This is a genomic window from Chryseobacterium aahli, assembly GCF_022699665.1.
GTDB lineage: Bacteria > Bacteroidota > Bacteroidia > Flavobacteriales > Weeksellaceae > Chryseobacterium > Chryseobacterium aahli.
In genome coordinates this window covers 408522-420428 of record NZ_JALDNB010000003.1, presented here as the reverse complement: position 1 = coordinate 420428, position 11907 = coordinate 408522, and the positions used below count along the sequence as shown (strand labels likewise).

13 protein-coding genes are annotated in these 11907 nt (G+C 32.9%); 8 read left to right on the top strand and 5 right to left on the bottom strand.

Annotated features, from left to right (window positions below):
• Positions 1 to 3 precede the first annotated feature (3 nt).
• Together MQX03_RS08025 and MQX03_RS08020 are read left to right on the top strand one after the other, a co-directional pair.
• Positions 4 to 522, top strand: a complete 519-nt coding sequence (locus tag MQX03_RS08025; protein WP_242802453.1) for a DsbA family protein — start codon at positions 4 to 6, stop codon at positions 520 to 522.
• A 359-nt stretch (positions 523 to 881) separates the two neighbouring features.
• Positions 882 to 1703 carry an alpha/beta fold hydrolase gene (locus MQX03_RS08020; protein ID WP_242802452.1) on the top strand — a complete coding sequence of 274 codons (822 nt, stop codon included), beginning with the start codon at positions 882 to 884 and terminating at the stop codon, positions 1701 to 1703.
• Positions 1704 to 1802: 99 nt separating this feature from the next.
• Here MQX03_RS08020 and MQX03_RS08015 read toward each other — a convergent pair whose 3' ends face one another.
• Complete coding sequence (locus MQX03_RS08015; RefSeq protein WP_242802451.1) at positions 1803 to 2021, bottom strand: hypothetical protein; 219 nt, start codon at positions 2019 to 2021, stop codon at positions 1803 to 1805.
• A gap of 238 nt (positions 2022 to 2259) precedes the next feature.
• Here MQX03_RS08015 and MQX03_RS08010 point away from each other — a divergent pair, with 238 nt between their 5' ends.
• The 6 genes from MQX03_RS08010 (at position 2260) to ade (ending at position 6942) form a co-directional block, all read left to right on the top strand.
• Positions 2260 to 2547, top strand: a complete 288-nt coding sequence (locus tag MQX03_RS08010; RefSeq protein WP_242802450.1) for a DUF3817 domain-containing protein — start codon at positions 2260 to 2262, stop codon at positions 2545 to 2547.
• Positions 2548 to 2795: 248 nt separating this feature from the next.
• A complete protein-coding gene (locus MQX03_RS08005) occupies positions 2796 to 3374 on the top strand; it encodes a hypothetical protein (RefSeq protein ID WP_129534413.1) in 579 nt (192 codons plus the stop codon).
• A gap of 81 nt (positions 3375 to 3455) precedes the next feature.
• Positions 3456 to 4166, top strand: a complete 711-nt coding sequence (locus tag MQX03_RS08000) for an ABC transporter ATP-binding protein (protein ID WP_242802449.1) — start codon at positions 3456 to 3458, stop codon at positions 4164 to 4166.
• Positions 4167 to 4277: 111 nt separating this feature from the next.
• On the top strand, positions 4278 to 4712 hold the full coding sequence (locus MQX03_RS07995) for a hypothetical protein (protein ID WP_242802448.1): 435 nt from the start codon (positions 4278 to 4280) through the stop codon (positions 4710 to 4712).
• Positions 4713 to 4788: 76 nt separating this feature from the next.
• Positions 4789 to 5238: a hypothetical protein gene (locus tag MQX03_RS07990; protein ID WP_242802447.1), complete on the top strand. Its 450-nt coding sequence runs from the start codon at positions 4789 to 4791 to the stop codon at positions 5236 to 5238.
• A gap of 69 nt (positions 5239 to 5307) precedes the next feature.
• A complete protein-coding gene (gene ade, locus MQX03_RS07985; protein ID WP_242802446.1) occupies positions 5308 to 6942 on the top strand; it encodes an adenine deaminase in 1635 nt (544 codons plus the stop codon).
• An 11-nt stretch (positions 6943 to 6953) separates the two neighbouring features.
• Here ade and MQX03_RS07980 read toward each other — a convergent pair whose 3' ends face one another.
• The 4 genes from MQX03_RS07980 to lpdA all read right to left on the bottom strand — a co-directional run bounded on the left by MQX03_RS07980 (position 6954) and on the right by lpdA (position 11674).
• Complete coding sequence (locus MQX03_RS07980) at positions 6954 to 7745, bottom strand: patatin-like phospholipase family protein (RefSeq protein ID WP_242802445.1); 792 nt, start codon at positions 7743 to 7745, stop codon at positions 6954 to 6956.
• 144 nt (positions 7746 to 7889) lie between these two features.
• A complete protein-coding gene (locus tag MQX03_RS07975; protein ID WP_242802444.1) occupies positions 7890 to 8504 on the bottom strand; it encodes a PH domain-containing protein in 615 nt (204 codons plus the stop codon).
• Positions 8505 to 9102: 598 nt separating this feature from the next.
• Positions 9103 to 9972 carry a T9SS type A sorting domain-containing protein gene (locus tag MQX03_RS07970; RefSeq protein ID WP_242802443.1) on the bottom strand — a complete coding sequence of 290 codons (870 nt, stop codon included), beginning with the start codon at positions 9970 to 9972 and terminating at the stop codon, positions 9103 to 9105.
• Between the two features lie 313 nt (positions 9973 to 10285).
• Positions 10286 to 11674, bottom strand: a complete 1389-nt coding sequence (gene lpdA, locus MQX03_RS07965; RefSeq protein ID WP_242802442.1) for a dihydrolipoyl dehydrogenase — start codon at positions 11672 to 11674, stop codon at positions 10286 to 10288.
• Between the last annotated feature and the right edge of the window lie 233 nt (positions 11675 to 11907).

Sequence of the window (11907 nt, the reverse complement as noted above, 5' to 3'; positions counted from 1 at the left end):
ATTATGTCACTAAAACCAGCCGTCAACAACGCTGACCACGCACAAGGCAACTTAGAGGCCGACCTTGTCATCGTAGAATACGGCGATTATCAATGTCCATACTGTGGCGCCGCTTATCCTGTTCTGAAGGAATTGATGAAAGAATTTGGAAGTCAAATCAAATTTGTTTTTAGAAATTTTCCATTGTCTGAAATGCATCAATATGCTAGACCAGCTGCCATCGCAGCGGAAGCGGCAAATCTTCAGGGGAAATTCTGGGAAATGCACGATGCGATTTATGAAAATCAAAGAGATTTGAATGAAAACTTACTGATGAAGTTGGCCGAACAATTAAAACTGAATATTCCACAATTTGAAAAGGATTTGGAAAGTACAGCATTGGCAGACAAAGTCGATTCAGATTTTGAAAGCGGAATTATGAGTGGCGTGAACGGTACACCTTCTTTCTTTGTGAATGGAAAGAAATTCGATGGTGATGCGGAAGATTTGTTTGAGCTTTTAAGAGAGAATACTGAAAACTGAAGCACAAAAGATTTGTGACACTTAAGTAATTTTAAGTTTTTATGATAATGCAAATAAGAACACTTAAGCGAATGCTGAAATCAAGTCGTTTTCTATACTGAATCTGCAGCCCGACTTGAGCGGAGCTCTTTTTTGTCATTGCGACTGTGCAAAAGTTATACAGATTGCCCCACTTTGTTCGCAATGACAAAAAAAGCGGGAACGGAAGGCGGATAAAGCTGCCCAAAACAAAAATTATCAAAAATGTACGATATTAAACTAGATTAACGAGAAACGATGTGAACCATCCTACATTTGCTAAAGAATTAAGACAACAAAATATTAAAATAAATTAATCACAACATTAAAAAATTAAAACAATGAGCACACTAAAATTAAAAGACGGAACAGAGATTTTTTACAAAGACCAAGGCGAAGGACCAACTTTAATGTTTCACCACGGATGGCCTTTGTCATCTGACGATTGGAATGCACAGGTGATTTTCTTCCTACAAAGAGGTTACAGAGTGGTGACCCACGACAGAAGAGGTCACGGACGTTCTAGCCAGGATTTTTACAATCACACGATTGAGCAATATGCTTCTGATGCAGCTGAATTGGTAGAATTCTTAGATTTGAAAGATGTAGTTCACATCGGTCACTCTACAGGTGGTGGCGAAGTTATCCGATATGTGAATAAATATGCTAACGGAAGAGCGAAAAAAGCAGTTTTAATCAGTGCAGTTCCGCCAATTATGGTAGCGAGCGACAGTAATCCGGATGGCGTTCCAATGTCTGTTTTTGATGGAATCAGAGACCAGACTTTGAACAACAGAAGCCAATTTTACATCGATTTGACTTTCCCTTTCTACGGTTACAACAGAGAAGGTGCAGACGTGAAAGAAGGCGTACAGAGAAACTGGTGGAGACAAGGAATGATGGGCGGAATCGTTGCTCATTATGACGGAATCAAAGCGTTTTCTGAAACTGATTTTACAGAAGATTTGAAAGCTACGGAAATTCCGGTTTTGGTGCTTCACGGTGAAGATGACCAGATTGTTCCTTACCAAAATGCGGCTTTAAAATCAATTAAATTGTTGAAAAACGGAACTTTGAAAACATATCCTGGTTTCCCTCACGGAATGCCGACTACGCAAGCTCCGACTATTAATAAAGATCTTTTGGAGTTTATTGAGGCTTAAAATTTAAGTTTTTTAAATACATATTGAAAGGGTGAACCATTAGGCTCACCCTTTATTTTGTTATAAATAATCATGAAAAACGCGTATTTTAATTCAGCATCAGGCCGAATATGCGGCTCTATTGAAATAAACATTTTTCCCTAAAATAGAATTTTTGGGTAAGCTGTAAATAATCTCAACCGTAAAGCTGGAAAATTCATACAGCATATACTTTGTGTTACTCAACGTATTTTCACTGATTATCTTTCCTTTACTCAACACCATGTCAAATTGAGTCTTATCTGGTAAATTTGTAAAATCGTAGTAAGAAATATCCATCGTATTGTTTTTATGATTAAAGTTTACTTATCGCTTTGGTTTTTACTATACAACTTATCAACCAAAAATTAAAAAAAACTAAACAAAAACTAAAATTTGATTTATTTTAAATAAAAACTTGCTAGTTTGGTCTTTACGGTGGGGAGTCTTTAATTTTTTACAGAAACATATATTTGTAAATTTCATCAGAATAAACTATTATTGCCGCAACATTCACCTGTCGAAAATTTTATTTTGTATGATCAATATCTATCGTAAAACAGCTCTTATTGAAGGCATCTCCTACTTGATTTTACTTTTTATTGCGATGCCGTTAAAGTATATTTTTAATATTTCGGAAGCTGTGAAATATTTTGGATGGATACATGGAGTGTTATTTCTTGTTTTTATGGTTATTCTCATCGCAACAGCACTAAAGTACAAATGGAATCTTGTGAGGGTTATTATCTACACAATAGGTTCTGTTTTGCCTTTCGTACCTTTTATATTAGATAAAAAATTAAAAGAAGAATATTCGCAAAGCTGATTCAGTGGTTAAAATTCAATAAAATTTTTATTATCTCGCACAAAAATAAAAGCACAGTTCGAAATACACTTAATTACCTGTACTGCAATTTCAAAAAAAGAAAACGAGCAAGTTAAAATTTCTTTCATCTCAATATTGAGAAAACCGAAGTCAAAAAAAAACGTTATTTTTGTGCCATAAAAAATTGTGGTTAATTGTAGAATAGCTAATTTAGCACTACCATATCACATTATATTAAAATACATCACATGAGAAAAATACTTCTACTATTCGCCTGCACGTTTGGCATATCTGCTTTTTCCCAGATTAAGGTGCTGAAAAATGAGACCTTGGTGGAAATTGGTAAAGAAAATTCGGTAGGCTTGTACAAAAAAGAAAACAGGTTCACATTCAATTACCAGGATATTAACACAAGTAATCTTAACACGTTCAGGTCATTTTCATTTTTAGACGTTAACAGTGACGTTAATGATCTTTACAAATTAATCACTGACGGCTTTATAGACCAACCTTCAGGCAATGTTACTTTGGAACTTCCAAATGACATCATTGAACTTCATTACGAAAAAAACTACGGTCAGCCTACCGTACAGTTTATTCAGTATATTAATAAGAATAAAAAATATGTAGGGAAATCTCAGTTTTTGAATAAGAAACAGATCGACAAAATTTTCGGAATTGGTTCGTCAAAATCTGCTTTGTACAAAAAATCTGTAGTCAGTAAAGCAAATACAGTTTCTAATGTGTCAAGTACAAACACTTACGTACCAGAAACAGCTGCTGTTGCTAATCCTACTCCGGCCAAGAAAAAGAAATCAAGAAAATAAATATTTATTTTTTAATAATACCTGAACTCATTCTTTACGAATGAGTTTTTTTATTTTATTTTTGTAAAAAGATTAACAATTATGTCTCTTCAAGTAATCAATTTAACCAAAAAGTTTGCCGAGCAAACTGCACTCAACAATATTAATATTTCAATTGAAAAAAACGAAATCATAGGTCTTCTCGGTCCAAACGGAGCCGGAAAATCTACACTGATGAAATCTATTGTGGGTGCTTTGAAAATTGATGAAGGTGAAATTATTTTTAACGGAAAAAACATTTCTGAAAACGAAATCGAAAGCAAGAAAAACATAGGTTTCCTTCCGGAAAACAATCCGTTATATTTGGAAATGTATGTGAAAGAGTATCTGCAATTTGTTGCCAATATTCATAAAATTTCTGAAGCGAGAGTAGATGAGGTGATCGAATTGGTAGGAATTACTCCCGAAAAATCAAAGAAAATCGGTCAGCTTTCTAAAGGATATAAACAGAGAGTGGGTTTGGCTCAGGCGATTATTCACCAACCTGACTTATTGATTCTGGATGAACCTACCAACGGTCTTGACCCTAATCAAATCATTGAAATCAGAAACGTAGTAAAAGAAATCGGTAAAGAGAAAACAGTTTTGCTTTCTACACACATTATGCAGGAGGTCGAAGCACTTTGCTCTAGAGTGATTTTAATTCATAAAGGAAATATTCTTCAGGATTGTGCAATTGAAGAATTCAAAGGAAAATTTGACAGTCTGGAGGAGGCTTTTGCAAGTTATACGCAGACAGAATCAATAAACTAAATCAACAAAATTTAAGCTATATTTTTCTTAGAAACAACTTGAAAAAAAAAATCTATAATCTTCAATGCCATTTTATTCGGTTCATTACTATTAAATCTTGTCAATTTAAAATTGTATGAACAGACGATTATCCGAGTTGAATATTTAGGATTATTTTATATATTGGGAATTTTAATATACTTTCCAATAAGAAGGAAATTGGAAAAAATTAGTTGTTGGAACGATTTTAATAATGCAATATTTTGTACAATAGTTATTGGTGCAAATTTTACAGTATTATTTTTAGGTCTCAATCAATATTTTGCTGATAAGAAAATATCAGTAGAAACATATCCAATTATCAGGAAAACTGAAATTCTTGGCTCAAAATATAATAGAAGGAAAAAGTCTCCTGCAATCATTTTTAAAACTGACTCTAACGGCACAAAACGAATTCAATTCAGTATTGATAATAAAGTAAGGATTGTAAAAGCAAATAAGGTAGAACTAGAATTATCAGAGGGTTTATTTGGATTTAAAATAATTCGAAGTTCAAAGCTGAAATAATTTAAAGCTGGAAATCTTCTTATTGGCTTTAAATTTGATAACCCTTTGGTGAATAATCTTAAATAAAACCAATACAATGATTAAGAAAATTATACTAGGCGCATGCTTACTGCCTGTTTTATCTTTTGCAAATATTAAAGATAATAATGAAACCAATCCCAAAGAAACAATTACCGATAACAGAGATAAAGATTCTCAGGAAAGAATTCCCAAAACAGTTATTATTAAAACTAAAAAGTTTAAAATAAAGATTGACAAACAACCCAACGGAAATTACCTTTATCAATCTTGGGGCGCTAATACGAAAATCTCAGCCAAACCAAGTATGATTATCTCTGACGGAGAAGTCATTCCCGATGGATCTGGTGGCAATTATTATTTTGAATTTAATAATAACGGAACACTTTATCAGGTTTGGAGAAATTATTTAACCAATTCTTCGAAAAAAGCACCTTATACATTAGTAGTCATCGATGGAAACGGTGAAACTTTAGTAAGACAAGATGCGCAGGTTGTTAAAAATTAATTTAAACAAAAAATCAAATAATAATTCCTAATTTCACGATTAGGAATTTTTTATTTTAAGAAAAACAGAATGGAATTTACAATCAAAGCAAATTTAATTGATATCATCTCAAGAGAAACTTATCCCGCAGAAGTATCTATTTTTAATAAGAAAATTGCATCAATAAAGAGAATTGAAGAAACTTTAGACACTTATATTTTACCAGGCTTCATCGACGCGCACGTTCATATAGAAAGCAGCATGCTTGTACCCTCAGAATTTGCCCGAATTGCCGTAAAACACGGAACAGTAGGAACGATTTCTGATCCGCACGAAATAGCCAATGTTTTGGGCGTTGAAGGTGTAGATTATATGATTGAAAATGCTCAGCAGGTTCCTTTTCATTTTTATTTTGGAGCTCCGTCCTGCGTGCCGGCAACCCAGTTTGAAACTGCAGGCGCTGTAATTGATTCTAATGATATTGATCAACTCTTAAGCAGAAAAGAAATTGTCTATTTAGCTGAAATGATGAATTTCCCCGGCGTTATTTATAATGATGAAGAGGTTTTAAAGAAAATAGCTTTTGCTAAAAAACACGGCAAACCCATCGATGGTCATGCTCCGGGATTAATGGGAGAAGGAATGAAAATCTATTTCGATGCCGGAATAACGACAGATCACGAATGTTTTGGCCATACCGAAGCTCTTGAAAAGCTGAAACACGGGGTGAAAATAATGATCAGAGAAGGAAGTGCTGCGAAAAATTTCGACACATTAATTCCATTGTTAAAAGATTTTCCGGAACAGATCATGTTCTGTTGTGATGACAAACATCCTGATAATTTGATTGAATCCCACATCAATGATCATGTAAAACGTGCTTTGAAAGCCGGCCATGACTTATACGATGTCCTTCGTGCAGCTTCTTTTAATGTCATAAAACACTATAATTTAACCATTGGTTTATTACAGGTTGGTGACAATGCAGATTTTATAGAAATTGACACTATTGAAAACTTCAATATTTTAAAAACTTACATCAACGGTGAATTGGTTGCAGAGAAGGGAACATCATTTATTCAGTCTGTTGAAGCACCAATCGTAAATAATTTTAACTGTAATTTAAAACAACCTTCCGATTTTAAAATTAAAAGTGAAAGCGATACCATTCGTGTGATTGAAGCTCTTGACGGACAACTAATAACGCATGAAATACAATCAAAAACTTTGGTAATTAATGGTTTTGCAGAATCAAATACCGAAGAAGATATTCTAAAAATTGCTGTAGTCAACCGATATAACGATGCTCCCGTTGCCACAGCTTTTATTAAAAATATTGGTTTAAAAAACGGAGCCATCGCATCTTGCGTTGCTCATGACTGCCACAATATTGTTGTCGTTGGTACCAATGACGATGATATTTGTAAAGCCGTGAACGTCATCATCAAAGCAAAAGGTGGTATCTCTTTAACCACAGAAACGGAAGAACTAGTTTTAGAACTACCAATTGCTGGAATTATGACCAATCTTCCGGCCGAAGAAGTTGCTGAATTATATATTAAATTAGATCAACGTGCAAAAGAGCTTGGAAGCCAATTACGAGCACCATACATGAGCTTGTCTTTCATGGCACTTTTGGTTATTCCTGAATTAAAATTAAGCGATAAGGGATTATTTAATGGTAAAAGCTTTGAGTTTACGGATGTTTTTGTGAAAGATAAATAGAATTTTATGTTCTAATTTTTTATTTTACTAAAGAAATCGTTTTCAACAAAACTGTTTTTGGCAGCTTCATAACCGATGTTGTAAATTTGTTCGAGACGGTCTTTTTTCCGTTCAAAATTCCCGAAAGCGGAAAGATCTTTTGAAGAAATCAACCAATCACAGTATTCAAATTTTACTTTTTCAACTCTGTATGAAAATAAATCGAACGAACGTGAAACAATTGATTTAATGGTTTTCAGATCACTGATTTTAATATCATGCGGTGGCGAAACAAATACACCAATCAACTTATCACAGTCATTTCTGATGATATCAGCAGGAAAATTATTAAGAACTCCTCCATCGCAATACATTTCTTCACCCAAAATATAAGGTGTTGTGATTCCGGGAATTGAGCAGGAAGCAATCATTGCGTCTATGACTTTGAAATCTTTATCAAATATTTTTTCGGTTCCGGAAACCAATTCAGTTGCAACAATTCTTACTTCTTTATCCAGATCACCGATTTTCATATCCTCAAAAATAGGTTTGAGATAATTGGCAAAAATAATAGATGAAACCAGTCCCGGCTGATTAAAGGTAAAATGCTTCCAGTTGAAAAAATAAATTGACTGAAAGAAATCTAAAATCTCTTCAGGCTTTTTCCCGATGGCATAAAGACAGCCCACAATCGAGCCCGCACTACAACATGAGAGAATATCTACATCGATTTTTTTTTCGCTTAAAAATTTCAAAACTCCTGCATGAGCAATACCTTTTGTACCACCTCCCGATAAAACCAAACCCGTCTTCCCAAAATTCATTGAATAAATTTAATGAAAACTCTTTGGAAAAACAGAAATAATGGTATTAAATATTATGCAATACTAATAATTTTCATCGCATGTAAAAAGAAAAACCACAGACAAAAAAATCTGTGGTTTGTTTATAATTTTCAGAATTAAATTCTAATTATTAATATACTTTTCAAAAATTCTTGAGAAATCTTTTTGATTATATCTGTCAAAACTATTAGTGTTCCATGCGAAAATATATTCGTTGATAGCCTTTAATTCCTGACTTTTCGAAACGTTTTCCTGCTTTCCGGAAGCAACACTTCCAATCGCTTTCTGGATGCTGTCATTAGAAAAATTCAACAAAGAATGATTATGGTGAACTTCCTGCTGAATTGCCAAAAGTGCTTTATACAAATCTTTCAACTGATCAACCTGACCTTTTGCCACGCTGATCATCAAAGGAACATTTCCAATATTAAATGAAATTTCGACATCCAGATCAATCGTTCCTGCAGTCTGCAAAACTACGTTCGAGAAAGGAAATTGATAGTATTCATATCTTCTCAGAATTCTCTTTCTATCAAGCGCACTTGCTCCATCAATGTGAATCAAGGCTCTGTTGGTAAAGCAGTATTCGTCTCTTTTAGATTTAATCAAGAAGAAAATTTTCTCCTGATCTTCCGAAAGAATGTAATCGTCAGAATCTACTTTATCATAATCCTGTGAAGGAATAATTTTACCGATATCTCCTAATCCTAAAGCTTCAGCAGCTAATTTTTTAAACATAATTTATTTTAATTTGTAGTTTATTTAGTAAATAAAATTAAGAAAATAAGTCAGATTGTATCAAAAAAAGATTGTTTTGTAAAACTTTTTAACGTTTTACAAAACATTAAACATTCTGCAATTTAATAAATGAAAATATACTTTGCAATATGTTCTGTATGTTAATGTACAAAAAACTCATGTAATTTTTGCTGAAGTAATTTTTTATATGAGAGCTGAGTTTTATCTACTGAAATCATTGTAGAAGAGAGGCTCCTGCTCAAAGCATATCCAATTACATAATTATCTTTGTCCTTACATAACAGAATTCCAATTTTTAGCAGACAGAATTAATGGAATATTAAAGCAGGACTTTCTTTTTTGCAAAACAAAAAATATATAGGATTTAAACTCATTAGTAAAAGAAAGTATTTATATTTATAACAAAAAAAAGACCTCATTTAAGTCTTAAGGATAAAGTGCATAAAAAAATCCGAAGAAAAGAGTTTCTCCGGATTTAATTTTATGTAAAAAATTAAACTTCTTTGCGATAAACCGTATTTATTTTTGATTTTATTGTAAAACTATCAATCTTGCAAAACGCTTGTTGGCAGAAGATTTAATTTTTAATCAACTTCTCTTTAAGTATTTCTCCTTTTTTTGTTTCCATTTGTATAAAATAATTACCTTTTATCAAATTCTTAATGTTTATTTGTTCATTAAATTTTGAATTTCCACTAAGAACTTTTCTACCAGTTGAATCAAAAATATTATATTTAAAATTTTCATTTAATTTTTCATTGTTGCTAAATATAATACTTTCATTTGAAGGATTAGGGTACAATTTTATTTCTTTTTTTTCTTCAAAATCATTAACTCCTAATATAGCAGCTGTACTTCTTGCCATAATATTATCAATATCTAATGTCGCTTCAATTGGGTCTGAATCCCAAGCGGGTGAATCATTATGCAAAATTCTTAATTCAGTAACATTACTAAAAACACTTGAATAACCTTGCTGAGTACTAATATTAGTCACTGCATTTTCTATAATAGGAAAGTTAATTGTCTTCCAACCCTCACCTGGTATTACAGCAATAGCATTAGTTGAACAAAATATAGGATCAGTACCAGTCCAGTTATCATTTGTGAACGCTAATCTTACAAAAATAATATTTGTACCTGAATTTCTGACATCCATAGAAATAAATTTAATTCTACTTGAAGCGTTATTTTTATAATAATCTCCCTGCCATTGTGCTTTATTAAATGTAACAAGTTGTCCGCTAGCTGGGGATTGAACTCTTAAAAAATTATCATTTAATCCCAAAGGTCCTCCAGTTGTAATATTTTGATTTGGTAGTGTGGATGATGATTTAGTCCAATTTCTTGGAGTATAATCTTCAAAATCATCAACTTGATTTAATGCAACTTGTGTAAAACCAAAAATAGGTAAAAGAACTAACGAAATGAATAAATTTTTCTTCATTTATAAGATATTTAAGATGTTAATAATTCATTATTTTTAAAGTAATCGTGTTTAAAATTTTCTACCAACTGTTTATGGCTTGGCGAAGGTAGGGATTTGAAAACGTTGCCGCAAATATAATACAAATATTGATATAAGTAAAAATGTTCATTAATTCATCCTGCCCTACTTCTGCCAAACCGATGTTGAACTAAACCTTCGGTAGCATTTTTGCTGAAAATTATAACTTTATAAATTAATTTAAAATCATGATTAAAAAACAAAAAACCACAGACAAATCTGTGGTTTAAATATTAAAATAATAATTTTTTAATTAAATGTGAATCACTTCACCATAAGCAGCAGCAGCAGCTTCCATAATGGCTTCAGAAACCGTTGGATGCGGGTGAATAGATTTAATGATTTCATGACCCGTAGTTTCTAGTTTTCTTGCAACAACAGCTTCAGCAACCATATCGGTAACGCCTTCACCAATCATGTGACAGCCTAACCACTCACCATATTTAGCATCAAAAATTACTTTAATGAAACCGTCTGTATTTCCGTTTGCAGTAGCTTTTCCACTTGCAGAAAGAGGAAATTTACCCACTTTGATTTCGTAACCTTTTTCTTTAGCTTGTTTCTCTGTAAGACCAACAGAAGCAACTTCAGGGTGACAGTAAGTACATCCAGGAATATTGCCATAGTCGATTTTCTCAACGTGCAATCCTTTGATTTTTTCTACACAAGTGATTCCTTCAGCAGAAGCAACATGCGCCAAGGCCTGAGTCGGGATGATATCTCCGATTGCGTAGTAACCAGGAACTGAAGTTTCGTACCATTCGTTTACCAAAACTCTTCCTTTGTCAGTTTGGATGCCCACTTCTTCAAGACCGATGTTCTCGATATTTGCAGCGATTCCGACAGCAGATAATAAGATGTCAGCTTCAAGAGTGATATTTCCTTTTTCTGTTTTTACAGTCGCTTTCACACCGTTTCCGCTTGTGTCTACGCTTTCAACAGATGCATTGGTCATAATTTCGATACCTGTCTTTTTCAAAGATTTCTCTAAGTGTTTTGAGATTTCTTCATCTTCCACAGGAACGATGTTTGGTAAGAATTCAACAACAGTTACTTTAGTACCCATTGTGTTATAGAAGTCAGCAAACTCTACTCCGATCGCCCCAGAACCTACAACGATCATAGATTTTGGCTGCTCAGGAAGAGACAATGCCTGTCTGTATCCGATTACTTTTTTACCGTCTTGTGGCAAGTTTGGCAATTCTCTAGAACGAGCTCCTGTAGCCAAGATAATGTTTGTCCCTGAATATTCAGTCACTTTACCTTCTTTGTCTGTTACAGAAACTTTTTTACCTTTCTGAACTTTAGCTGTACCAAGAATTACATCAATTTTGTTCTTTTTCATCAAGAACTCAATTCCTTTGCTCATTTTAGATGCTACACCGCGGCTTCTCTGGATTACATTTGGAAACTCAAAACTAGCTTCCACTTTGTTTAAACCATAATCTTCAGCGTGATTGATGTAATGAAAAACCTGAGCAGATTTCAACAAAGCTTTAGTTGGAATACAACCCCAATTAAGGCAAATTCCTCCTAAATTTTCTTTCTCGATAATTGCGGTTTTAAAACCCAATTGTGCTGCTCTGATTGCTGTAACATATCCACCAGGACCACTACCGATGACAATAATATCGTAATTCATTAGCTTAAAATTTTTATGCGAATTTACGGAAAAATATTGGATGCGGAACAGCAGATTGATTAAAGTAATCCATTATGTAAATAGCCTTAAAGTATGATAAATATTTCAACATAGTTTTTTTTAAATAAAGCAAAATTAAATCATGGTATTTAATAACTAACCGAAGCGAAAAATTCATCAATTAACAAAGAAATAATGTAAAAAAAAATAATTATTTCAAAATAAATTGATAA

Excerpts from the sequence above, each read along its gene's own strand:
- MQX03_RS07980 (WP_242802445.1), bottom strand. The coding sequence starts at position 7,745 with ATGAATTTTGGGAAGACGGGTTTGGTTTTATCGGGAGGTGGTACAAAA.
- MQX03_RS08015 (WP_242802451.1), bottom strand. The coding sequence starts at position 2,021 with ATGGATATTTCTTACTACGATTTTACAAATTTACCAGATAAGACTCAA.
- MQX03_RS08025 (WP_242802453.1), top strand. The coding sequence starts at position 4 with ATGTCACTAAAACCAGCCGTCAACAACGCTGACCACGCACAAGGCAAC.
- lpdA (WP_242802442.1), bottom strand. The coding sequence starts at position 11,674 with ATGAATTACGATATTATTGTCATCGGTAGTGGTCCTGGTGGATATGTT.
- MQX03_RS08000 (WP_242802449.1), top strand. The coding sequence starts at position 3,456 with ATGTCTCTTCAAGTAATCAATTTAACCAAAAAGTTTGCCGAGCAAACT.
- ade (WP_242802446.1), top strand. The coding sequence starts at position 5,308 with ATGGAATTTACAATCAAAGCAAATTTAATTGATATCATCTCAAGAGAA.
- MQX03_RS08005 (WP_129534413.1), top strand. The coding sequence starts at position 2,796 with ATGAGAAAAATACTTCTACTATTCGCCTGCACGTTTGGCATATCTGCT.
- MQX03_RS07975 (WP_242802444.1), bottom strand. The coding sequence starts at position 8,504 with ATGTTTAAAAAATTAGCTGCTGAAGCTTTAGGATTAGGAGATATCGGT.
- MQX03_RS07970 (WP_242802443.1), bottom strand. The coding sequence starts at position 9,972 with ATGAAGAAAAATTTATTCATTTCGTTAGTTCTTTTACCTATTTTTGGT.
- MQX03_RS08010 (WP_242802450.1), top strand. The coding sequence starts at position 2,260 with ATGATCAATATCTATCGTAAAACAGCTCTTATTGAAGGCATCTCCTAC.
- MQX03_RS08020 (WP_242802452.1), top strand. The coding sequence starts at position 882 with ATGAGCACACTAAAATTAAAAGACGGAACAGAGATTTTTTACAAAGAC.
- MQX03_RS07990 (WP_242802447.1), top strand. The coding sequence starts at position 4,789 with ATGATTAAGAAAATTATACTAGGCGCATGCTTACTGCCTGTTTTATCT.